Here is a 21,743-nt window from a genome sequence, read left to right as displayed (position 1 = left end):
GAGGGGTGGTCCCGTGGTGTACGGGCCGGACGAGGACCGCGGCGGCTCTGCGAGCCAGTGCGGTGGTTAAGGTCAGGCGGCTCCCTTCTCGACCTGAGGGAGGGGAAATCCGCCGGTCCATTCGCAGCCGCCGCGGTCCCAGCCGTTCTCGGGCCCCTGGGCCTTGGACCCATATGACTCCGTCCGGCGGCGCGTATGCATGTTCCGCCAGTCGCGCGCGGTCGGACGGCTACAACTCCTCTGCCAGAGCGGCGAGTACGGACGGTCCCGTACTCGCCGCTCTTTCGCGTGCGCTTGGCTTGAGCGGTACGTCTGCGGGTCCGTCGTGGCTGAGCGCGCAGTTCCCCGCGCCCCTTCGGGGCGCTCCCTAGCGAACCTTCTCGCCCGTCGCCAGCGTCGCCACTATGCGTTCGAGGCGGGACGCCCGAGTCGCCGGCTTCTTGGCGGTCATGAGGCGGTGCAGGACCACGTAACGGTCCGACCTGCCGAGGGCCTCGAAGGCCTCCCGTGCCGCCGGGTTCGCCGCGAGCGCCGCCGTCAGGTCGTCCGGGACCGTCGCGGTCCGTTGTGACGCGTACGCCGCCTCCCAGCGCCCGTCCGCCCGCGCCGCGGCCACCTCCGCGAGGCCCGGCTCGCGCATGCGGCCCTCGGCGGTCAGCTCCTCGACCCGGTCGACGTTCACCTCCGACCACAGGCTGCGCGGGCGGCGGCGGGTGATCTTCTGCAGGTAGTGGACGTCGTCGTACGCCTTCCGGTGGCCGGTGATCCAGCCGTAGCAGAGGGCCACGTCATTGACCTCCGCGGACGTCACTGAAGCCACTCCCGAACCCTTCTTGGCGAGCTTCACCCAGACTCCCGGCGAGCTGTCGTGGTGCTCGTCCAGCCAGGCCTCCAACTCGGCCCGGTCCGCGCAGGTCATGACCTTCAGATCAGCGAGCGATTCCATCCGCCCAAGATAAAGGGGCGGCCCACCCCCCACGGGTGGACCGCCCCTCAAGAGAGTTGCGTCAGGCGACTCAGACCTTCAGCGGCCGGATGGCCGTGGGCGCGTGGCCCGGCTCCGTGGCGATCTCCTCGAACTCCTTGACCGCGCTGATGTCGGCCGTGGGGCTCATGGAGATGTTCGTGATGCGCTCCAGGATGGCCTCGACGACGACCGGGACCTGGTGCTCCTGGGCGAGCTTCTTTGCCTGCTCGAAGGCGGCGCCCAGTTCGTTCGGGTCGGTGACGCGGATGGCCTTGCAGCCCAGGCCCTCGGCGACCTTGACGTGGTCGACGCCGTAGACGCCCAGCTCCGGGCTGTTCTGGTTTTCGAATTCCAGGTTGACCTGGAAGTTGATCTCCAGGCCGATCTGGGCCTGGCGGATCAGGCCCAGGTAGGCGTTGTTGACCAGGACGTGGACGTAGGGGATGCGGTGCTGCGCGCCGACCGCCAGCTCCTCGATCATGAACTGGAAGTCGTAGTCGCCGGACAGGGCGACGACCGGGGTGTCGCGGTCCGCGGTGGCGACGCCCAGCGCGGCCGGGATCGTCCAGCCGAGGGGGCCCGCCTGGCCGCAGTTGATCCAGTGGCGCGGCTTGTAGACGTGCAGCATCTGGGCGCCCGCGATCTGCGAGAGGCCGATGGTGGTGACGTAGCGCGTGTCCGGGCCGAAGGCCTTGTTCATCTCCTCGTAGACGCGCTGCGGCTTCATGGGGATGTTGTCGAAGTGCGTGCGGCGCTGGAGGGTTTCCTTGCGCTCCAGGTGCGATGCGACCCACTCGGAGCGGTCGGGGAGCTTGCCCGCGGCCTTGAGCTCCTTGGCGACCTCGACGAAGAGTTCGAGGGCGACCTTGGCGTCGGATGCGATTCCGTAGTCCGGCGCGAAGATCTTGCCGATCTGGGTCGGCTCGATGTCGACGTGCACGAACTTGCGGCCCTGGGTGTAGACGTCCAGCTTGTAGCCGGTGTGACGGTTGGCCCAGCGGTTGCCGATGCCGAGGACGAAGTCCGACTCCAGGAACGTGGCGTTGCCGTAGCGGTGGCCGGTCTGCTGGCCGACCATGCCGGCGTTCAGGTCGTGGTCGTCGGGGATGGTGCCCCAGCCCATCAGGGTCGGGACGACCGGGGTGTTGGTGATCTCGGCGAACTCGACCAGGAGGTCGGAGGCGTCGGCGTTGATGATGCCGCCGCCGGCGACGATCAGCGGACGCTCCGACTCGACCAGGAAGGTGATGGCCTTCTCGATCTGCGCGCGGGTCGCGGTCGGCTTGTAGACCGGCAGCGGCTCGTACGTGTCCACGTCGAACTCGATCTCGGTCTGCTGGACGTCGATCGGCAGGTCGATGAGGACCGGACCCGGGCGGCCCGAGCGCATCAGGTGGAACGCCTGCTGGAAGATGCCGGGAACCTGCGCGGCCTCCAGGACCGTGACGGCCATCTTGGTGACCGGCTTGGCGATCGACGCGATGTCGACGGCCTGGAAGTCCTCCTTGTGGAGCAGGTGCGTCGGCGCCTGGCCCGTGATGCAGAGGATCGGGATCGAGTCGCCGGTCGCGGAGTACAGACCGGTGATCATGTCGGTGCCCGCCGGGCCCGATGTGCCGATGCAGACGCCGATGTTGCCGGGGTTGGCGCGGGTGTAGCCCTCGGCCATGTGCGAGGCGCCCTCGACGTGCCGGGCAAGCGTGTGGTCGATGCCACCGCCCTCCTGTAGCGCCTTGTAGAACGGGTTGATCGCCGCGCCGGGCACACCGAACGCGTTGGTGACGCCCTCGCGCTTGAGGATCTCAACTGCCGCGCGGACAGCGGTCATACGGGCCATGGGGTTCTCCTGCTTCGACAACAGCTTCGACAGCTTCATCAGCTATTCGGCTGACGGATACGGCTGGCGGATCCGGCTCCCGTCGCGCCCCGCGGTGAGCTTCTGTTTCCGCATTGTGGAAATTTAGTTCTGCTATATGGAAGCAATGTAGGGGGGCGCGGTGGAGACCGTCAAGAGATGTCCGGGAACCGGGCCGCCCGAGGGGCGCGTCCCAGTCGTTGAATTCGCATTGAATTCGGGCCGCACCATCGGGGGGTCGAGCGTGGCCGGTTCACCGGAGGCGTCACCTGCCCGGGGCGGCCCGCGGAGCTACGGCCGCTGGACGGCCGGGCCCCTGCTCGGGCAGGGGGGCCTCGGGCGCGTCTTCCTCGCGCACGACGGGGCGGGGCGCGCCGCCGCCCTGCGGGTGGTGCACGCCTCCCTCGCCCGTGATCAGGCGTTCCGTACGCGCTTCGCCCGCGAGGTCCACGCGATCGGCGCCGTGCGGGGGCGCCGCATCGCCGCGCTCGTCGACGCCGACCCGCACGGCGCGGTGCCCTGGCTCGCCACGGAGTACATCCACGGCCCGACCCTCGCCACGCGCGTACGGGATCTCGGCGGGCCACTCGGTACGCCGGAACTGCGGGCCCTGGCGAACGCGCTCGCCGGGGCGCTGAACGACATCCACCGGGCGGGCCTCGTGCACGGTGGTCTCCGGCCGTCGAAGGTGCTTCTGGGCGCGGATGGGGCTTGTGTGGTGGACTTCGGCATGGGCGGGTGCGCGGGAAGACATGGGTACACGGCACCCGAGCTCCTGACTCCGGCGCGCGCCGAGGCCAGGCCGCCGTCGGACGTCTTCTCGCTCGGCGCGGTACTCGCCTACGCGGCGGCGGGGCGCGGCCCCTTCGAAGCCGGAGGCGAGGACCCGGACCTGGCGGGTGTACCCGGGGAGCTACTGCCCCTCATCACCGCCTGCCTCGCCACCCACCCCACGGCCAGGCCCGCCCCACGCACCGTCGCCCGGATGGCGGGCCTTCCCCTGCCGGGCAGCCGCCGCCGCGCCCTGACCCTGGCGGGCACGCTGCTCTTGGCTCAACTGGCCCCCGCAGCCAGCCCACTTGGGGGACGATGGACGCCACGAACCGTCGAGCGGTGACGGCGAGCGGGTGACGGTCACGGTGGCGGGTGAGGGTGATGACGGAGAGCGGCGTCCCGGTACGGTGCCCGGTCTGCCGGCGCGATCATGTGTACGCCCCGCCGTCCTACCCCTGCGCGTGCGGCGCCCCCGTGGTGCCGCCGGTGGCGCGCGGCGCGACGGTGACGCCGGTGACGGACCGGACGTGGGCGGACGAGTGGGTGACCGTGCGCTGCCGGATGTGCGGGCGCAGGGACCAGTGGCCGCAGCCGGAGCTGGGGTGCGGGTGCGGGGCGGTGCTGCGCATTCCGGTGCGGGCGGTACAAGCACCGTCGGGTGCGCCGCCACCTCCGCCGGCTCCCGCTCGTCCGCCCGCGTCCGGTCCGTCGCCGACGCCTCGGCCGGCCTTCCGGCCGGTGCCGGTGCGCACGGCGCGGGACGCGGTGACGGTGGCGGGGCTGTATCTGCGGTGGCTCGGGTACGGGGACGTCCGGGGAGCGGTCAAGCGGGCGCCTTCCGGGGTGCGGGTGTCGGCGCGGGGCGTGCTCGCCCTGGTCGAGCCGTCCGTGCAGCCGACGTCGCTGCGTGACGTGGAGTGCGTATGGCTCAGCGCGATGTCCGACTCCGTCAGCTGCGTCTGCTTCTCCCTCGCGGGCTACGAGGAAAAGGCCCGCACCCGAGCGGACACACTCTCGATCCCCTTGTTCATCATCGACCTGACGGGAACACCCCAGCCGGTGAACGACGCGGCGGAGAAACTGGTGGCGGCGGGATAAGCGGCTCGGCGGGCCTCACCCTCGCGGGGACCCCGCCCCGTACCGCTCCCTGAGTTCGATCTTTCGCACCTTGCCGGACACCGTCATGGGGAAGTCCTCCAGGATCCGCAGCCCCGCCGGGATCTTGTAGTGCGCCAACTGCCCGTCGCAGAAGGTCCGTAGCTCCTCCAGGGTCAACGGATCCTCCGCGTCCCGCAGGATCACGCAGGCCAGCGGCACCTCCCCGTAGCGCTCATCGGGGACCCCCACCACCTGGACGTCCGCGATCTTCGGATGGCCGTACAGGAACTCCTCGATCTCACGCGGATAGATGTTCTCGCCACCCCGGATGATCATGTCCTTGATGCGGCCGACTATCTGGACGTAGCCGTCCTCCCGCATCACCGCCAGGTCGCCGGTGTGCATCCAGCGCCCGGCGTCTATCACCTCCGCCGTCCGCGACGGCTCGTTCCAGTAGCCGAGCATCACGCTGTAGCCCCGTGTGCACAGCTCGCCCGAGGCGCCCCGCGGCAGGGTCACGCCGCTGACCGGATCGATCACCTTCACCTCGACGTGCGGCAGCACGCGGCCCACCGTGCCGGTCCGCCGCTCCAGGTCGTCCGTGCGCCGCGTCTGCGTCGAGACCGGGGACGTCTCCGTCATGCCGTAACAGATGGAGACCTCCTCCATGTGCATCTCGGCGACCACCCGCTTCATCACCTCGACCGGACAGGGCGAGCCCGCCATGATGCCGGTGCGCAGCGAACTCAGGTCGTACGCGGCGAAGTCGGGGAGGTTCAGCTCCGCGATGAACATCGTCGGCACGCCGTACAGCGACGTACAGCGCTCGCGCTCCACCGCGCGCAGCGTGGCGGCCGGGTCGAAGGACGGTGCCGGGATGACGATGCAGGCGCCGTGGGAAGTGGCCCCCAGGTTCCCCATCACCATGCCGAAGCAGTGGTAGAACGGCACGGGCAGGCACACCCGGTCCTGTTCCGTGTAGCCGACCGTCCGGCCCACCCAGTAACCGTTGTTGAGGATGTTGTGGTGGGAGAGCGTCGCCCCTTTGGGGAAGCCGGTCGTGCCCGAGGTGTACTGGATGTTGACGGGGTCGTCGCAGCTCAACTCCCCCTCCCGAGCCGCCAGTTCGGCGTCCGGCACCCCCCTCGCAGCGTCCAGCAGCACATCCCAGGAGCTGTCCTCGATGTAGTGCACGGACCTCAGCTCGGGGCAGTCGGGCCGCACCTGGTCCACGAGGGCCCGGTAGTCGCTCGACTTGTGCGACTGCGAGGCGACCAGGACCGTCACCCCGGCCTGCTTCAGCACGTACTCCAACTCATGTGCGCGATAAGCCGGGTTGATGTTCACCATGATCGCGCCGATCCGCGCGGTGGCGTACTGCACGAGCACCCACTCGGCACAGTTCACCGCCCAGATGCCGACGCGATCACCCTTGGCGACCCCGGCCCCCATGAAGCCCCGCGCCAACTGCTCGACGGCAAAGCCGAATTCGGCGTACGTCCAGCGCGTCCCCGCCGCCACGTCCACCAGCGCGTCCCGCTCCGGCCAGGCCTCGATCGCCCGGTCGAGATTGCGCCCGATGGTGTCACCGAGCAGCGGCGTCGTACTGACACCGTGCGCGTACGACAGTTCACCCGTAGGCCCGCTCATCGACTCGCTCATCGGAAAGTCCTCCTCGCGCAGCTCGATCCGGCGGATCCTACCGGAGACGGTCTTGTCAGTGGATCTCCACGCCGCCTTCGTTCGTGCGCACGGTGACCGTGTGCTTGCCGTCGCGGTTCCAAGGCAGGGTGATGTGCGGGGTTCCGGTCTTGCTCTGCGCCTGGATGTAGTAGCCGGCGTGGGGCGGCATGGTCAGGTCGACACTGCCCTGGTCGGTGGTGACGGCGGTGGTGGTGGGGGCGGTCGCGAAGGTGGCGCGGACCTCGCCCTGCCGGGTCCTGGCCTCGAAGGAGGCGGGCTTGGCGTCCTTCACGTCGATCTGGCCGCTGGCGGTGTGCAGCACGAGCGGGCCCCGCGGGTCGGTGAGGTCGATGGCACCGGCATCGGTGGTCAGGGCGAGGTGTCCGGTGAGACCGCTTCCGGTGATCTGACCCTGGCCGGAACTGACCTCGGCCGCGAGGGCCGCGGGCAGGGTGATGTCCAGGTTCAGGGAGCAGTCGTCGCCGCAGGAGCCGGTGACCGTGGTCGTCTTCCCCGAGGACTTCACCGTCACCTTCGGCGGGGTGTCCGCGTAGTCGCCGGTGGCCGTGACGTGGACCTTGGAGTCATCGCCGGCGTGCAGGGTGACGCCGCCGTGGGTGCCGACGCGCAGCAGGGTGCTGGACGCGGCGTTCGCGGTGTGGTCGGAGGAGTACTTCTTGTGGGCGGGGAGGGCGCTGGTGACCAGCCAAGCGCCGGTGCCGGCGACCACGACGAGGATGATCAGGCCGACGGCCAGGATCCAGCGGTTCTTGCGCGTTGCCATGTCTTTCAAGCTCCCAAGTAACGTAGAACGGCGAGTACACGGCGGTGTTCGCCGTCTTCCGGGTGCAGCCCGAACTTCACGAAGATGCTGCGGATGTGTTTCTCGACGGCGGCGGCGCCGATGCACAGCTCGTTGGCGATGCCCGTGTTGGACCGGCCCTCCGCCATCGCGGCCAGCACGTCGCGCTCCCGGGGCGAGAGCGTGGCCATGGGGTCCTGTCTGCGGCTGCGGGCGAGCATCTGCTTGACCACCTCCGGGTCGAGGACGGTGTCGCCGGCCCGGACTCGCTGCAGGCCGTCGACGAACTCGTCCGCGTCCGAGACCCGGTCCTTCAGCAGGTAGCCGACGCCGCTGGTGGCGCTCTCGATGAGATCGACCGCGTAGCTCTGTTCGACGTACTGGGACAGCACGAGCACCCCGGTCTCCGGCCAGCGGTTGCGGATGACGAGGGCGGCGCGCAGGCCCTCGTCGACGAAGGTCGGCGGCATCCGTACGTCGACGACGCAGACGTCGGGCCGGTGCTCGGCGACGGAACGCAGCAGGGCCTCCCCGTCCCCGACGGCGTCGACGACGTCGATGCCGGCGTCCCGCAGGAGCAGGACGATGCCTTGCCGCAGCAGGGCGGAGTCCTCGGCGATCACTACACGCATTGCATTTCCACTTCGATCAGGGTCGGTCCGCCGGGCGGGCTCGTGACGCGCAGTCGGCCGTCGACGCCGGAGACCCGGTCGGCCAGGCCCGCGAGCCCGCCACCCGGCGAGACCTTCGCCCCGCCGACGCCGTCGTCGCCGATCGTCACGGCAAGACGGTCCGCGGTGCGCCGGATCCGCACCCAGGCCTTCCCGGACTGCGCGTGCTTGGCGACGTTGGTGAGGGCCTCGGTGACGACGAAGTAGGCGATGCCTTCCACGGTCGTCGACGGCCGGTGTGCCACATCCACGTCGACGTCGACCGGGATCGGAAGACGGGCGGCCACGGCGGACAGGGCGGCGTCAAGACCCCGGTCCGTGAGGACGGGCGGGTGCAGTCCGCGGGTGAGGTCGCGCAGTTCGTTGATGGCCTCCTGGGCGCTGGCCCTGGCCTCGTCCACCAGCTCGAGCGCCGCGTCCTGGCCTGAGCCCTTCAGCCGGGAGCGGGCCCGGCCGAGCGTCATCGCCATGGCGACCAGGCGCTGTTGGGCGCCGTCGTGCAGGTCGCGTTCGATGCGCCGGCGTTCGGCCTCGGCGGCGTCCACCACGCGGGCCCGGCTCTCCGTCAGGTACTCGACCCGTTGGGCCAGTGTGACATCGCGGGGCAGCGCAAGGAGGGTGCGGGCGAGCAGCACGTCGGCGGCGAGCAGACCGCGCACCAGCAGCGGTGCGAGGGTGGCCCACAGCAACAGCGTGGCCGCGGAGACCAGGAGCGCGGTGCCGGGGTCGCCGACCGTGATAAGGCCCAACGAGGCGGCTCCAGAGGGCAGTTGGGCGTAGTAGGCGGGCAGAAGGACCAGGGCGAGTGGGACGCCCCACACCAGCAGGCTGCCGAGCAGGGTCACAAGCGACCAGGGGGCAAGCACGCCGAAGTAGGCCACCAGATGCCAACTCGACCGGCTCCTGGCCAGGGCCGCCGCCGACCCGAGCAGCGGTCCGGACAGCGCGGGACGCGGCTGCGGCGGCATGTCCAACTCACATACGGCGGCCCAGCGTTGGCGCTCGGCGGCGCCGAGCAGATGCAGCGCCCGGCCCGCGAGTATCACCAGCGGTAGGCCGACGAGACCGGCCGGCACCAGGCAGACCGCGACGCCGAGCGCGATCAGCACGGCCAGGCCGGCCGCCCCCATCACCGCGTCGGTGGCCAGCTGGATGCTCGCACGCCACAGGTACGGGGACGCCAGCGCCCGGTAGGGATTCGGTGGCAGGGCCGGGCCCTGCGGTTGTGCCATCGGTTGTTCACCGGCGATCACGGGGTCACCCGATTCCGACCGGTGGCCGGCTTCGTGGGTGTCGGCCAGAACCATGCGGCCCTCCTCGACTGACGATTCCTGATTACACCGGGACGGTAGCGAGGCTGTGACCTGGGCCGATACGAGGACAACCGACGAACCGGGGGTAGGGATAACCCACCCCCGGTTCGTGGGTGCACATGACCGACAGCGCCGCACCCGGTCGGCCAGAGTGATCCGTATGACGAAGCAGCAGACGGCAGTTGAGGGCGACACCCTGGTCGCGGACGCCCCCCACGGAAGCAACGCCGCGGCCGGACCCGCTTCCCGTGCGGAGCTGTACCGGTTTGTCGACCGGTACGGCGATCTGATCGACGACCGCATCGCGGAGATCGTCGACGAGACCGTCGATGAGGCGATCGCCACACGTGCGGCACGCCGACGGCGGTTGTCCTGGTTGCGGCTGTGCATGGTCGTCGCGGCTCTGTGCGGGGTGTCGGTACTGCTGCGGGAAGCTCCGTACGCGGTCGCCGCGACGTGGCTTGCGGGTGCGGTCATCTGCGGGCGCGGCTGCGGGAGTTGAGGCCCGGGGGCGGACACGCACCGCGGCCGGACACGCACGGGATCACGCCGCGGGCCGCAGCTCAGGACGGCCGGTGAGGATGCCCTGGAAGACGTCGGCAAGGACTTGACTGGGGTCCACACCGAGTTCCTCGGCGAGCAGCCGACGCCCTTCGTGGTAGACGGCGATGGCCTCGGACTGCCTGCCGCAGCGGTGCAGGGCGAGCATCAGCTGGGCCCGCACCCGCTCGTGGAACGGGTATCTGGTGACCATTCTGAGCAGTTCGGGAACCAGATCGGCGTGGATGCCGAGCGCGAGATATGCCTCGATACGGCCCTGCAGCGCGGCCATCCTGGCCTCTTCGAAACTGGCCGACTCCTCGCTCACGAGGTGTTCCGTGCCGTCTGTGAGCGCGTTTCCCCGAAACAGGGAGAGCGCGTCGCTGAGATGCTTTGCCGCGATGCGGAAGCGGCGTTCCGCCAGCGCGTCGCGCCCCATTCTCGACAGTCTTTCGAAATCTTTCCAATCACACCCTGCATCACCGACGGACATTGCGTAGCCATGTCCCTGACGCGTTATGGACACCTGGCCGCCCAGGGATTTCCTTAACCGTGAGATGTAGGTGTAGACCTGCGCATCGCACGTCTTCGGCGGCCGGTCATTCCAGAGCAGGTACCCGAGTCTGGCAACGGTGACGACCCGGCCTTCGGCCATGAGGAGCGCCGCGAGCACAGTCTTCGACTTGGTTCCGCCGAGCTGTATTGCGTCTCCATGCAACAGGGCATCTATCGGCCCCAGGATGCGAAATTTTATCGTATCCACTGTCTTACCCCCTGGTGCATTCCATGTGCAGGGCGTTGCACCGCTAAGCATCGTACATGAAACCGCAGGTCAATCAGCTGTGGGTTCAGTATTGAACTAACTAAGAGTAATTGGCCGTGCCCTTTGAAACACATTGCTCTTTCTTTGCGCGCCGCCCGGAACCCGGAGCGCACGGAATCCCTCGCGACAACCGGCGGAATACACAAAAAAGCACGGGCCGCGCCGAGAGTGTCTCGGTGCGGCCCGTGCCGTGCCACGGATGAGGGGGGCGGATCAGGTGCCGCCGAGCCGCGGATCCACCGTGATCTTGGCGTGCCGGCCCCCTCCGGACAGCTCGGCGACGGCGTCGGCCAGGCCGTCGAGTCCGGTGCGGCCGGTGATGACGACGCCCGCGTCGATCCGGCCGTCGGCGATGTCCCGCAGGGTCTGCCGGTACTCGGCCGGGCTGCCGCCGAACGAGCCGCGGATGTCCAGCTCCTTGTGCGCCACCACTCCGGCGTCGACGGTGTCGGGCCGCAGACACACGCCGACCACGACGACGGTGGAGCCGGCCGGCGCGCCCCGCACCACCTGGTCGAGCATGCCGGGCGCGCCCACACACTCGAACAGCACGGCGTCGCGCACCTTCAACCCGCGGTACTCGGCGGCCATCCGGTCCATCGTCCCGGTGACCACCCCGAGCGAACTCCAGCGGTCGTACGGCGACTCGACCGCGGGGTCGATCAGCACATCAGCGCCAAGGCGTTCGGCGAGCGCCCGCCGCTCGGCCGAGAAGTCGACGGCGACCACGGGACCGTGCCCCTGCGCCTTCAGTACGGCGACGACACCGAGGCCGATGGGACCGAGCCCGAGGACGACCGCCACGTCACCCGATTCCATGACCGAGCGCCGGACCGCGCGCGTCGCGACGGAGAAGGGTTCCGTCAGGGCGGCGACCTCGGCCGGCACTCCGCCCGGCACCGCCATCGTGAACGCCTCCGGCAGGATCATGTACTCGCCGAAGCCGCCCGGGAAAGCCGGTGTGTAGCCGATGATCCCGGAGCCCTGCGGGCCGAACCCGATCGGCGGTCCGCACACCGTCGTGCCCACCGGCAGGGCACGCACGGTGCCGGGGCCGTAGTCCACGACCTCGGCCGCGAACTCGTGGCCGAGCACGATGCCTTCACGGATGTCGTGCGGGGTTCCGCCCGTGCGGCGCATGATGTCCATGAACGCGTCCGGGTCGTCGAGCGCGTGCAGGTCCGACCCGCAGATCCCGCAGGCCAGGGTGCGCACGAGGACCTGTCCTGCCTGCGGTACGGGATCGGGCACCTCCTCGACGACGAGGGCTCCGTCACGGGTGATCGCGGCGCGCATGGGCGTACTCCTTCCTCCGCCGTACTCTTCCTCGTCAGGTCAGCCGTCGGTGCGCGGACCGGCGGCCAGCTCCCGCACCAGTCCGGCGATGGACTCGATCGTCGGGTGGTCCCAGGCCAGCGTGGCCTCCACCTCGATGTCGTACTCGTCCTCGATGTCGCCGACCAGGGCCAGCGCGTACACCGAGTCGAGGCCGTACTCGACGAGCTTGCCGTCGGGTGCGATGCCGCTCGCCGGGACGTCGAGGTAGAAGGCCACCTTCTCGACCAGCCAGTCGACGACGGCCTGGTGCTCGGCGGTGGCTGCGGAGGGCTGCTGTGCGGTGGTCATCGGTGCTCCAAGGTCAAGGTCGTGGAAGGGTCGGACGGTTCGAGGGATCGGGCGAAGGCGACCAGCGCCTCGGTCACGGCGGCCGGCCGCTCCTGCTGCACCCAGTGGCCGCAGCCCGGCAGCAGGACGAGATCTCTCAAGTGCGGCACCCAGCGCCGGAGTTCGGACTCCAGGTGGGCGGGGTCGATGGCGCGGATGACGAAGTCGTCCGCGCCGGCCAGATACAGCGCGGGCACCGGGATCCGGGCCTTGGCGAGGGGGGCGGTGAGCTCCCAGTTGGTGGTGAGGTTGCGGTACCAGTTCAGACCGCCGGTGAAGCCGGTGCGGCCGAACTCCCGGGCGTAGACGGCGATGTCGTCCTCCGTCAACCAGTCGGGCAGGACGCCGGGGTCCGGGTAGATGTCGAGCAGAGCACCGTCCTGCGGGACCACCGGGTCGACGGCGGGGGCGCCGCCGGAGGTGCCGCCCAGCATGCGGCGGAACGTGGCGGGCAGGTCCCGTACCAGCTCCTCGTCCACGAGGCCAGGGGTCTGGAAGTACAGCATGTAGTGGCGGTCGCCGAAGGCGCGGCGCAGGGCGGGCAGCGGGGGCAGGCCGCTGCGCGGGCGGTAGGGGATGCTCAGGCCCGCCACCCCGCGCACCCGGTCCGGGCGCATCAGGGCGGTGTGCCAGGCGACTTGGGAGCCCCAGTCGTGGCCGGCGACCACGGCACGCTCGGCGCCCAGCGCGCCGAGGAGAGCGACGACGTCGCCGACCAGGTGGTGGATGGTGTAGGCGTCGACGCCGTCGGGGCGGTCACTGCCGCCGTAACCGCGCAGGTCCGGGGCGACGGCGTGGAAGCCCGCCGCGGCGAGCCCGGTGAGCTGGTGCCGCCACGAGTACGACAGCTCGGGGAACCCGTGCAGCAGCAGGACGAGGGGGCCTTCGCCGGCCTCGGCGACATGGAAGCCGCGGCCTCCCGCGCGCAGGGTGCGGTGGGTGATCTCAGACACGCCGCGCCACCTCTTCGTACGCGTCGGTGTCATCGGCGTCGTCGTCATACGTGTCGTCGTCGAAGCCCATCAGGCGGGCCAGTTCCGCGGCGTCCATCAGGCGCAGCCGGGCGACGGGGGCGTCCGGGTCCGCGGCGGACTGGTCGGCCGCGCGGACGAAGAGGCCGGCGAAGCGCCGCACGGTGTCCGGGTCGAAGAGGTCGACGTCGTAGCGGAAGTCGACCGAAAGCGTCTCGGCGCTCTGGCGGATGTTCACGGAGAGATCGAGCTGGCCCTCCGCCTGCGGCAGCGGGCACGGCGCAAGGACAAGACCGGCGTACTCGATGGCGTCGCCGCCGCTCTCGCTGTCGAGGAGCAGCCGCATGAGGGGGTCCGGGGCCGCGGTGCCGATCATGTTGAAGGTGATCTGGCACAGGGAGGAGCCCGAGCTGCTGCGCGGGCGGTTCGCGGTGCGGGTCAGAGTTGAGAAGGGGTAGCCCACCCCGGCGATGCCCGCACGGACCTGGGCGTCGGCGGCCACGGCCGCTTCGCGGAACGTCGTCGTGGGACCGAACTCGGCGCGGAAGACGAGGGTGTTGATGAAGTTTCCGACGACCTCGCGCAGGGCCGGCGCCATGCGGGTGGTGGTCGGGCAGCCGACGAGGAAGTCGTTCTGCCGGGTGTAGCGGTGCAGCAGCCCCTGGAAGGTGCCGAGCAGGTAGGAGAAGAGGGTCACGCCGCAGGTGCGCGCGGCCTCCCGCAGACGGGCCACCTGGGGGGCGTCGAGGTCGATCGTGTGGGTCGCGCCGACGCCGGAGCGGTGCGGGGTGCGGGGCCGGTCCGTGGGGATCTCGGCAGGGACGGCGCCGTCGCAGCGGGCGTGCCACTGGGCGGCGAGCCGGTCACCACGCGACGAGGCAAGGAGCTTCGCCTCCTTGGCGACATAGGCGTCGTAGTCGCCGGGTACCGGCGCGAGGCCCGCACTGTCGCCGGCCGCGATGCGGCCGTGGGCGTGGACCACGTCGCGCAGCAGCAGCCAGTTGGAGGTGGCGTCGGTGCCGATGTGGTGGCCCGCGACGAGGAGGACGGCGTCCGTGGGCGTACGGCGCAGCAGGACGAACCGGAACGCGCCCCTGGTCTCAAGATCGAACGGCTCGTTGAGGGCGTCGCGGACGGCCCGGTGCAGCTCCGCGTCGTCGGCTCCCGGCACCTCGCGCACCTCGAGGCCCGGGGGCACGGGCGCCGCGTGGAGCCTTACGGGGTGTCCCTCGTGCCGGATGAAGGCGGAGTCGGCCATGGGGTGGCGGCGGACCGTCGCGGCGACGGCCTCGGCGAGGGCGGCCGTGTCGAGCGCGCTGCGCACTGCCAGGGCGACCCCGGTGTGGTAGGCGCTGCTGGCGGGCGCCAGCTCGTGGAGGAACCACAAGGCCTGCTGCGCGTGCGAGAGCTGATGGTGAGTCGGCATGGTTGTCTTTCTGTCGGCGCCGCCGGTGGCCGGTCGGTTCGGGTAAGTGGGGAACGCGCTCATCGCCGCTGGGCTCGCCTCTGCCCAGGCTGCCGGAGTGATCTATACGGCGGCCATATCGTCCGCGGCGGCGTCCCGTTCACCGGCCGGTGAAGGTGGGGATCGCGCCGTCGAGGAAGGCGTCGATGCCGATGCGGTGGTCCTCGGTGGCGAACAGGCCCGCGAACTCCCGGCACTCGACGCCCATTCCGGTCTCCAGCGGAGTGCCGAGGCCCTCGTCCACGGCCCGCTTGGCTGCGGCCAGGGCCGCGGTGGGCCCCTGGGCGAACTCCTCGGCGAGGCTCCGGGCGGCGCGGTCGACGTCCTCGTCGGCGACCACCTCGTCCACCAGGCCTATGTCCAGGGCCTGTTGGGCGGTCAGGGGCCGGCCGGTGAAGATGAGCTTCTTGGCCTGGCCGGGGCCCACCAGGCGGGGCAGCCGCTGAGTGCCGCCGGTGCCGGGGATCAGGCCGAGCCGGATCTCGGGGAGGCCGAGCAGCGCGCCACGGCCTGCGATCCGGTAGTCGGCGCACAGGGCGAGTTCCAGTCCGCCGCCGAGGGCGTAACCGCTGATGGCGGCCACCACGGGCTTGGGGATGGCGGCCATGGCGCTGAACCCGGCCTGCAGTCGCCCGGTGTGGGCGCGGACCTCGGCCGTGGGTCGTCCTGCCATGCCGTGCAGATCGGCGCCGGAGGCGAAGACCCGCTTGCTGCCGCGCAGGATCACGGCCCGTACGGCGTCGTCGCGGCCCACCTCGTCGGCGGCCGCGGTCATCTCCCCCGGTACGGCCGGGTCCACCCCGCTGACCTTGGGGCGCACGATCCTGATGGTCGCCACCCGGCCCTCCTTCTCGGCCCGGACGAATACCGCCACTGTCCATCCCCTCCTGTTGTCGCTGCCCTGGTGTCGTGGTCCTGGTGTCGCTGTCCTGCTGTCACGCCAGCCGGCGGCCGACGAGATCGAAGCCGTCGCGCTGCTCGTGACGGTTCAACAGCTCACGGGCGATCTCCTCGTGTGCCGCGTCGGCTCCGGGCACCGGCGCGAGTCGCAGCCGGGCGGCAAGGCGGCCGAGCACGCCGGTGAGCCAGCCGGGGTCGCGCAGGAAGGCACCGGCCTTGTCGGTGTTGTGCCGCCAGACACCGACGCAGGCGGCGGCCGCGAGCAGTACGGCGTAGCGCTCGGCGAGCTCGAAGCTGACGGGTCCGGCCAGCGGCGTGCGATCGCGTGGCGCCAATTCGCGGCACCGGGCGGCCAGTTCGCGCAGCTCGGCGGTGAACCGGCCGAGCAGGGGGCCGATGACGGGCTCGGTGCGCAGCTCGGCCTCGGCGGCCAGCAGGGTCGCGATCAGCGGGTCCTTGCGGCCTGCGGTGATGGCCAGGCGGCCGAAGTCCAGGTCGGGCAGCGGGCCGTCGAGGTCGAAGAGGCCGGCGGGCGCCGGGACGTCGTCGGACAGCCACGCACGGCGGGCGAGCCGGGGCAGCTGGGGGATGATCGTCGCCAGGCAGACCGTGCCGCCCGCGTGCACCAGCGAGGCCACTGGAAGGTCGCGCAGATGCTTCTGGAACACCGCGTGCGGGCCCTCGCGCAGGAACGAGCGCGCCCCGAGGACCACCGCGAGGGAGTCCACCGCGTCCCGCATCAGCAGCGGCACGAGGAACTTCACGGCGGCCGCGTACACACTGGTCTGCTCGGGCAGCAGATGCAGCGCCCTGCACACGGTCGTGGCGAGGCAGTCGGCGGCGAGCAGGTCCAGGAAGACGCCGGTCAGGACTGAGCGGGCGTGCGGGAGTTCGAGGACGGTACGGCGGTACAGGCGCCGCTCCGTAGCGAAGTCGAGGACGGTGCGCAGCTGTTGGTCGAGGGTGCCGACTGCGGCGCCGGGCAGCACGGCCCTGGTCACCTGGAAGGCGCGCAGTACGGTCTCCATCGCCTCACCGAGGTCGCCGGTGACGATGTCGACGGGTAGCGGGCAGTCGCGGAACTCGAGGCCGCCCAGGTACATGGCGCGCACGCCGCTGGTGCGGTAGCGGGGCAGGAAGCGCAGCCGGTCACGGGGCGCCGTGGCGGAGTCCATGAGCACCAGGGAGTGGCTGCGGCTGCCGGGGGCTTCGCTGGTGCGGGCCAGGACGGTCACCGCTTCGGCGCGCGCGATGTTGTTGATGATCTCCTTGCGGCCGTTGAGAACGAGCTCCTGGCCGCGCACCTCGGCGCGGAAGCCGGTGCGGGTCACGTCGTTGCCGGTCGACATGTCGGTGTACGCGGCGGCGATACGGCCGTTGCGCAGCAGGACGTCGGCCAGCCACCGGCGCTGGTCCGGACGGCCCGCGGCCCACACGTTCACCGAGCCGACCAGGTTGCTTGCTCCGTGCCCGAGGCCCAGGGCGATGTCGCGGCGGAACAACGGGCGCAGCACACGGGCCAGTTCGTCGGCGCGGGTGAGTCGCCCGCCGAGGTCGCCGGGCACGAACTCCGCGCCCAGGCCGTAGGCGTCCAGGGCGCGTTCGCCGGTCGCCAGGAGGTCGCCGCGCTCGTCGGCGGCGATGAGGGCGGCGAAGCCGAGCGGGTTGTCGAGGTCGCCGGGGTTGCCGAGGAGGGCCTCCAGGGGCGCAGGATCGTGCAGCCGGGAGTGGACCGAAGCCGCCGTGGGCGGGTGGGGGATCGTGGTCACGCGCTCACCTTCAGCGGGTGGTGGAGGAGGGAGGGCAGCTGCCCGGACTCGTGCTGGGCGATCAGGGTCGGCACAAGGCGCTCCAGGACGTCGTCGGTGGCGTCGGGCCAGGAGGTGCCGAGGTGGTCGAGGACCCGGGCGAGCGCGGCCTCAAGCCAGCGGCCGTCCTGCCACAGCTCGGCCGTGTGCCCGGCGTCCGCGCCCGCTTCGGCGACGGCGTGCCGGTTGCGCAGCCACAGGTGGACGGCCGCCGATGCGGCGAAGCACCAGGCGTAGCGCTCGGCGAGGGTGAACGCTGATGCCGGTACGTCGACGGCGGTCGGCCGGTAGCCGTCCAGTTCGGCGGCGAGGCCTTCGGCGGCGGCAAGGACACCCTCGGCGCGGCGCGCCACCCCGGCGGGCAGCTCGCCCCGCGCTGCGAGCGCGGACAGCTCCCGTACACCCGGCGCCAGTGCCTGGACGACGCTGCAGCCGGTGCGCGGCAGCAGGGACAGAGCGTCGCGGTCGAAGTCGGGCAGGTCGGCGCCGAGCGTGGTGGCGGCCGCGAGTCCCGTCTCGTCGACGGTGCCGCGCCGCCACTGCCGGGCGAGCAGCGGGAACAGGTTGATCAGGGCGTGCAGGTTGACCACGGTGTTGCCGTCGAAGATGCCGACGATCCTGTGATCGCGTTGCAGCTTCTGGAACCGGCCGTGTTCGTAGGTGTCCCCCACCAGCAGGGAGCGCGCCCCGAGCACGGTGGAAAGGCGGGCGACGACCCGGTCGACCAGGCTCGGCACGAAGTACTTGGTGACGGCGGAGACGGTGGCCAGTTCGCCGGTGAGGGTGTGCAGGGCGCGGCCGGCGACGAGGGTCGTCGCCTCGGCGAGCAGTACGTCGGCGTACGACTGGGCCAGCAGCCTGCGCGTCTGTGGCAGGTCGGCGAGCCGGTCGCCGTAGGCGTGCCGGTCGAGGGCGTAGCCGGTGGCCAGCGCGAGGGCGTGGTCGGCGGCGCCCAGGGACAGGGCGGCGCACAGGGTCCGGGTCAGTTGCAGGCTCTTGAGGACGATTTCACTGCCCTCGCCCTCCGCGCCGACCAGCGATGCCCCGGGGATCTTGGCGTCGGTGAAAGCGATCCCGCTGATGTCGGCGCCCCGGATGCCGTGCAGCCTCACCTGCGGCAGCGGCCGGTACGCACTCCGGTCGAGGCGCTGTTTGTCGACCATCAGCAGGCTGAAGCCGCGCGGCCCTTCGGTGTCCTTGGTGCGGGCGAGGACGCAGATCAGCTGGCCCCGGTTGGCGTTGTTGATCAGCCACTTCTCGCCGTCGAGCCGGTAGTGGCCGCCGTCCCGGCGCGCGGTCACCTCACCGGCGAGCAGGTCGCTGCCGTGGTCCCGCTCGGTAAGACCCCAGGACACCACGGCCCCGTCGGCCACCCGCGCCGCGGTCTCCCGGATCTGCCGGGCATCGCCGCCGACCCAGACGGAGACGGCGCCGAGGAAGGTCTTGCCGTGGGCGACGGCGACGGTCAGATCGCGCCGGGCGACCGCCCGCATCAGCTGCAACACCTGCTCGTAGGAGCGCAGTTCGCCGCCGTGGCGGTACGGGACGTACTGCCGGTGCAGGCCCAGCAGGTCCAGTTCCCGGCAGATCTCCAGCGGGAACTCCTCGCGGTCGTCGAGCGCCCCGCAGCGGGCGTACGAGAACAGCCGGCCCTCGTCGGCGGGGTCACCGAGGCGCCGGTCGAGGTCGGCGGCGGCGAGATACGGGGCGTGTCTCACGCGGACCGTCCAGGAGCCTGGGCGGCCGGTGCCGCCGATCCCCGGAACTCACGCAGCAGCGGGGCGTCGAGGTCTTCGTAAAGGCCCGGCAGTGAGCCGTCCGTGAACAGCTGCCGCATGTGGGAGCGCCGGATCTTGCCGCTGGTGGTGCGGCGGACCTGGCCGGGGCGCAGGAAGACCACGCCGCCGACGCGGATGCCGACGCGCTCGGCCAGCGCGCCGCGCACGGTGCGGGCCAGCTCCGGCAGGTCCGCGGCGGAGGACCCGCGCGGGCGCATCTCCTGCATCACGACGACCCGTTCACCGTCGGCGGGGACCGAGCAGACGCTGCCGGCGAGGCCCTGGAACGCCTCGTGCAGGTCCTGGACCTCGCGCTCCAGGTCGTGCGGGTAGAGGTTGCGGCCGTTGACGACGAGCATCTCCTTGACCCGGCCGGTGACGAAGAGTTCGCCGTCGTACAGGGCTCCGGTGTCACCGGTGCGCAGGTAAGGTCCTTCGCCCTCGGCGGTGCGGGCGCGGAAGATCCGCTCGGTGGCCTCGGGGTTGCGCCAGTAGCCGTCGGCGACGCTGTCGCCGCGTACCCAGATCTCACCGACCCGGCCGTCGGGCAGCGTCCGCCCGGTGTCGGGGTCGACGATCCGCACGGTCAGGTCGTTGACGCGGCCGCTGCTGACAAGACGGGCACCCTCGGCGTCGGCGGGCAGGGCGCGGAGCTCCTTGCGGGCCAGGGCATCGGCGTCGACGGTCGCGAGGACCGGGGCACGGCCCGGGCCCGTACCGGTGACGAGGAGGGTCGTCTCGGCCATGCCGTAGCAGGGGTTGAAGGCGTCGAGACGGAAGCCCGCCGATGCGAAGCGTTCGGCGAAGTTCAGCAGGGTGCGGGCGCTGACGGGTTCGGAGCCGTTGCCCGCGTTGCGCACCCGGGACAGGTCCACGCCGGCGAGCTGCTCGTCGGTGACGCGGCGTACGCAGAGGTCGTAGGCGAAGTTCGGGGCGACGGTGGTGGTGATGCGGTACGTGTCGAGGAGCCGCAGCCACAGGTGCGGGCGGCGCAGGAAGTCCATGGGCGTCATCAGGACCGTGGTCGCGCCCAGGTGCAGCGGCAGCAACAGCTTGCCCATGAGGCCCATGTCGTGGTGCTGCGGCAGCCAACTGCCCATCCGGGACCCGGAGTCGAGGCCGAAGGCGTGGGCCATCTCGCCGACGTTGTGGGCGAGCGAGCCGTGGGTGACCCGCACGCCCTTGGGGTCGCTGGTCGAGCCGGACGTGTACTGCAGGATGACGAGGGTGGCGGCGTCCAGCGCCGGTACCTGCCAGCCGGGCGCCTCGGCCAGGTCGAGGGTGTCCGTGGCGACGCAGGGCACGTCCTCGGCGTCGGCCTCCGCCAGGAAGGCGGTGATGGAGGAAAGTTCACCGGACGTGGTGAGCACGAGCCGGACGTCGGCGTCCCGCACGATCCCGGCGGAGCGGGTGTCGTGGCCGCGCTGCTGCCCCGGCATCGGGGACGGTACGGCGACCACACCGGCGTACATGCAGCCGATGAGCGCCTTCACGAACTCCAGGCCTGTGCCGTACAGGAGCATCACCCGGTCGCCGGCCATGCACCGACCGCGCAGCCAGGCGGCGACCTTGCGGGCCTCGCGGTCGAGTGCGCCGTACGTCAGGGTCTCCTCGACGGGCCGGCCGTCGGGGTGCCGGACGAAGACCACGGCCGGCCGGTCCGGAATGTCCCGTGCGTGTGTCTCGAGTCGGCCGACGAGGTGTTCGGGGCTCATGAGGTGGTCGGGGCTCACGAGGGCGTCGTGGTCGTCGCTCATGTGCGCGGACGGCCTTTCTGTGATGCGGTCGGTGGTCATGCGCCGTGCTCCGCGGCGGACCCTGCCGTCCGGCCGACGGCCGCGCGCAGGCGCAGGTCGGCCCGGAGGTGGCCGGTGAGGTGGGCGAGCAGTTCGGGTTCCTGCTGCTCCAGGTAGAAGTGGTCGCCGGGGAAGACCCGCATCTCGAAGCCGGCCGTGGTGGTCTGCGACCAGGCGCGGACGTCCTCGATCGCGCAGTCCTCGTCCTGGTCGCCGACGTAGGCCACCACCGGGCAGCGGGTCTTGGCGGCCGGGTCCGGGCGGTACGTCTCCACAAGGCGGTAGTCGGCCTTGATGACGGGCAGCACCATCTCCAGGAGGGCGGGGTCGTCGATCTCCGCAAGGGATGACGAGCCCAACTGCCGGATCTCGGCGAGGAATTCGGCGTCGTCCCGGCTGTGCAGGTCGGTGCGCTCGCGACGGTGCGGGGCGTCGGCTCCGGACACGAAGAGCCTCAGCGGTCGCACCCCGTGGCGGGCGTCAAGGAGCCGGGTCACCTCATGGGCGACGACCGCGCCCATGCTGTGCCCGAACAGGGCGAGCGGGGTGCCGAGGAGCGGCTCGAGCGCCTGCGCGACCCCGTCGGCGAGTTCTCCGATCGAGTCGGCGAAGGGCTCGGCGAACCGGTCCTGACGGCCGGGGTAGCAGGTGGCAAGGAGCTCGATGTCCTCGGGCAGGCGGCGGGCCCACGTCCGGTAGGCGGTCGGCGAACCGCCGGCGTGCGGGAGGCACACCAGGCGCAGCCGGGGTGCGGTGGTCGCTCGGTAGCGGCGGAACCACCTGTCCGCTGACTCGGTCATCACAGTCCTTCCGGAACGCCGGGGGCGCACTTGC

The 21,743-nt window shown here is 71.2% G+C and carries 20 protein-coding genes; 3 read left to right on the top strand and 17 right to left on the bottom strand.

The genetic code is table 11. From position 1 onward, the window contains the following. Nucleotides 1-367: 367 nt before the first annotated feature. Both E5671_RS35565 and gcl read right to left on the bottom strand, forming a co-directional pair. On the bottom strand, nt 368-946 hold the full coding sequence (locus E5671_RS35565) for a YdeI/OmpD-associated family protein (protein ID WP_160507949.1): 579 nt from the start codon (nt 944-946) through the stop codon (nt 368-370). Nucleotides 947-1,016: 70 nt separating this feature from the next. Then, nucleotides 1,017-2,804, bottom strand: a complete 1,788-nt coding sequence (gene gcl, locus E5671_RS35560; RefSeq protein WP_202121388.1) for a glyoxylate carboligase — start codon at nt 2,802-2,804, stop codon at nt 1,017-1,019. Between the two features lie 262 nt (nt 2,805-3,066). Between gcl and E5671_RS35555 the strand changes: the two genes are divergently transcribed. Continuing rightward, nucleotides 3,067-3,939: a protein kinase domain-containing protein gene (locus E5671_RS35555; RefSeq protein ID WP_160507948.1), complete on the top strand. Its 873-nt coding sequence runs from the start codon at nt 3,067-3,069 to the stop codon at nt 3,937-3,939. Between the two features lie 106 nt (nt 3,940-4,045). Here the strand turns inward: E5671_RS35555 and E5671_RS47495 are convergent, their stop codons facing one another. After that, the gene (locus tag E5671_RS47495) at nt 4,046-4,225 is read right to left on the bottom strand and encodes a hypothetical protein (RefSeq protein ID WP_336605937.1); all 180 of its coding nucleotides are present in this window, start codon (nt 4,223-4,225) and stop codon (nt 4,046-4,048) included. 109 nt (nt 4,226-4,334) lie between these two features. Here E5671_RS47495 and E5671_RS47490 point away from each other — a divergent pair, with 109 nt between their 5' ends. Continuing rightward, nucleotides 4,335-4,694 carry a hypothetical protein gene (locus E5671_RS47490; protein WP_336605936.1) on the top strand — a complete coding sequence of 120 codons (360 nt, stop codon included), beginning with the start codon at nt 4,335-4,337 and terminating at the stop codon, nt 4,692-4,694. A 15-nt stretch (nt 4,695-4,709) separates the two neighbouring features. On the opposite strand, the gene E5671_RS35545 is transcribed toward E5671_RS47490, so the two are convergent. From E5671_RS35545 to E5671_RS35530, 4 genes are read right to left on the bottom strand one after another with little or no spacing between them, the layout of a single operon-like run. Then, a complete protein-coding gene (locus E5671_RS35545) occupies nt 4,710-6,356 on the bottom strand; it encodes an AMP-binding protein (RefSeq protein WP_272902843.1) in 1,647 nt (548 codons plus the stop codon). Between the two features lie 55 nt (nt 6,357-6,411). Beyond that, the gene (locus E5671_RS35540) at nt 6,412-7,161 is read right to left on the bottom strand and encodes a DUF4097 family beta strand repeat-containing protein (protein WP_160507946.1); all 750 of its coding nucleotides are present in this window, start codon (nt 7,159-7,161) and stop codon (nt 6,412-6,414) included. Nucleotides 7,162-7,166: 5 nt separating this feature from the next. Further along, a complete protein-coding gene (locus E5671_RS35535) occupies nt 7,167-7,811 on the bottom strand; it encodes a response regulator transcription factor (protein WP_160507945.1) in 645 nt (214 codons plus the stop codon). Beyond that, nucleotides 7,802-9,157, bottom strand: a complete 1,356-nt coding sequence (locus E5671_RS35530) for a sensor histidine kinase (RefSeq protein ID WP_160507944.1) — start codon at nt 9,155-9,157, stop codon at nt 7,802-7,804. Before E5671_RS35530 ends, E5671_RS35535 begins: the two co-directional genes overlap by 10 nt. Nucleotides 9,158-9,323: 166 nt before the next feature. On the opposite strand from E5671_RS35530, the gene E5671_RS35525 reads away from it, so the two are divergent. Then, complete coding sequence (locus tag E5671_RS35525; RefSeq protein WP_160507943.1) at nt 9,324-9,665, top strand: hypothetical protein; 342 nt, start codon at nt 9,324-9,326, stop codon at nt 9,663-9,665. A 42-nt stretch (nt 9,666-9,707) separates the two neighbouring features. On the opposite strand, the gene E5671_RS35520 is transcribed toward E5671_RS35525, so the two are convergent. From E5671_RS35520 to E5671_RS35475, 10 genes are all read right to left on the bottom strand, one after another. Continuing rightward, a complete protein-coding gene (locus tag E5671_RS35520) occupies nt 9,708-10,466 on the bottom strand; it encodes a BTAD domain-containing putative transcriptional regulator (RefSeq protein ID WP_160507942.1) in 759 nt (252 codons plus the stop codon). A 273-nt stretch (nt 10,467-10,739) separates the two neighbouring features. Further along, the gene (locus tag E5671_RS35515) at nt 10,740-11,822 is read right to left on the bottom strand and encodes a zinc-binding dehydrogenase (protein ID WP_160507941.1); all 1,083 of its coding nucleotides are present in this window, start codon (nt 11,820-11,822) and stop codon (nt 10,740-10,742) included. Nucleotides 11,823-11,861: 39 nt separating this feature from the next. After that, nucleotides 11,862-12,152, bottom strand: coding sequence for an acyl carrier protein (locus E5671_RS35510; protein WP_160507940.1), 291 nt, complete (start codon nt 12,150-12,152; stop codon nt 11,862-11,864). Then, on the bottom strand, nt 12,149-13,144 hold the full coding sequence (locus E5671_RS35505) for an alpha/beta fold hydrolase (protein ID WP_336605935.1): 996 nt from the start codon (nt 13,142-13,144) through the stop codon (nt 12,149-12,151). The genes E5671_RS35510 and E5671_RS35505 overlap by 4 nt, the downstream gene beginning before the upstream one ends. Next, complete coding sequence (locus E5671_RS35500) at nt 13,137-14,588, bottom strand: condensation domain-containing protein (RefSeq protein WP_160507939.1); 1,452 nt, start codon at nt 14,586-14,588, stop codon at nt 13,137-13,139. The genes E5671_RS35505 and E5671_RS35500 overlap by 8 nt, the downstream gene beginning before the upstream one ends. A gap of 139 nt (nt 14,589-14,727) precedes the next feature. Then, complete coding sequence (locus E5671_RS35495; protein WP_160507938.1) at nt 14,728-15,501, bottom strand: enoyl-CoA hydratase-related protein; 774 nt, start codon at nt 15,499-15,501, stop codon at nt 14,728-14,730. Nucleotides 15,502-15,562: 61 nt separating this feature from the next. Then, nucleotides 15,563-17,296 carry an acyl-CoA dehydrogenase family protein gene (locus E5671_RS35490; RefSeq protein ID WP_160507937.1) on the bottom strand — a complete coding sequence of 578 codons (1,734 nt, stop codon included), beginning with the start codon at nt 17,294-17,296 and terminating at the stop codon, nt 15,563-15,565. Next, complete coding sequence (locus E5671_RS35485; protein ID WP_202121386.1) at nt 17,293-19,053, bottom strand: acyl-CoA dehydrogenase family protein; 1,761 nt, start codon at nt 19,051-19,053, stop codon at nt 17,293-17,295. Before E5671_RS35485 ends, E5671_RS35490 begins: the two co-directional genes overlap by 4 nt. After that, nucleotides 19,050-20,909, bottom strand: coding sequence for a fatty acyl-AMP ligase (locus E5671_RS35480; protein WP_237330302.1), 1,860 nt, complete (start codon nt 20,907-20,909; stop codon nt 19,050-19,052). The genes E5671_RS35485 and E5671_RS35480 overlap by 4 nt, the downstream gene beginning before the upstream one ends. Next, the gene (locus tag E5671_RS35475; protein ID WP_160507936.1) at nt 20,906-21,709 is read right to left on the bottom strand and encodes a thioesterase II family protein; all 804 of its coding nucleotides are present in this window, start codon (nt 21,707-21,709) and stop codon (nt 20,906-20,908) included. The genes E5671_RS35480 and E5671_RS35475 overlap by 4 nt, the downstream gene beginning before the upstream one ends. Between the last annotated feature and the right edge of the window lie 34 nt (nt 21,710-21,743).

The sequence above is a fragment of the Streptomyces sp. BA2 genome (genome assembly GCF_009769735.1).
Classification (GTDB): Bacteria; Actinomycetota; Actinomycetes; order Streptomycetales; family Streptomycetaceae; genus Streptomyces.
This window is presented reverse-complemented; position numbering and strand designations above follow the sequence as displayed.

Excerpts from the sequence above, each read along its gene's own strand:
- E5671_RS35565 (WP_160507949.1), bottom strand. The coding sequence starts at position 946 with ATGGAATCGCTCGCTGATCTGAAGGTCATGACCTGCGCGGACCGGGCC.
- gcl (WP_202121388.1), bottom strand. The coding sequence starts at position 2,804 with ATGGCCCGTATGACCGCTGTCCGCGCGGCAGTTGAGATCCTCAAGCGC.
- E5671_RS47495 (WP_336605937.1), bottom strand. The coding sequence starts at position 4,225 with ATGCGCAGCACCGCCCCGCACCCGCACCCCAGCTCCGGCTGCGGCCAC.
- E5671_RS35545 (WP_272902843.1), bottom strand. The coding sequence starts at position 6,356 with ATGAGCGAGTCGATGAGCGGGCCTACGGGTGAACTGTCGTACGCGCAC.
- E5671_RS35540 (WP_160507946.1), bottom strand. The coding sequence starts at position 7,161 with ATGGCAACGCGCAAGAACCGCTGGATCCTGGCCGTCGGCCTGATCATC.
- E5671_RS35535 (WP_160507945.1), bottom strand. The coding sequence starts at position 7,811 with ATGCGTGTAGTGATCGCCGAGGACTCCGCCCTGCTGCGGCAAGGCATC.
- E5671_RS35530 (WP_160507944.1), bottom strand. The coding sequence starts at position 9,157 with ATGGTTCTGGCCGACACCCACGAAGCCGGCCACCGGTCGGAATCGGGT.
- E5671_RS35525 (WP_160507943.1), top strand. The coding sequence starts at position 9,324 with ATGACGAAGCAGCAGACGGCAGTTGAGGGCGACACCCTGGTCGCGGAC.
- E5671_RS35515 (WP_160507941.1), bottom strand. The coding sequence starts at position 11,822 with ATGCGCGCCGCGATCACCCGTGACGGAGCCCTCGTCGTCGAGGAGGTG.
- E5671_RS35510 (WP_160507940.1), bottom strand. The coding sequence starts at position 12,152 with ATGACCACCGCACAGCAGCCCTCCGCAGCCACCGCCGAGCACCAGGCC.
- E5671_RS35500 (WP_160507939.1), bottom strand. The coding sequence starts at position 14,588 with ATGCCGACTCACCATCAGCTCTCGCACGCGCAGCAGGCCTTGTGGTTC.
- E5671_RS35480 (WP_237330302.1), bottom strand. The coding sequence starts at position 20,909 with ATGACCACCGACCGCATCACAGAAAGGCCGTCCGCGCACATGAGCGAC.
- E5671_RS35475 (WP_160507936.1), bottom strand. The coding sequence starts at position 21,709 with ATGACCGAGTCAGCGGACAGGTGGTTCCGCCGCTACCGAGCGACCACC.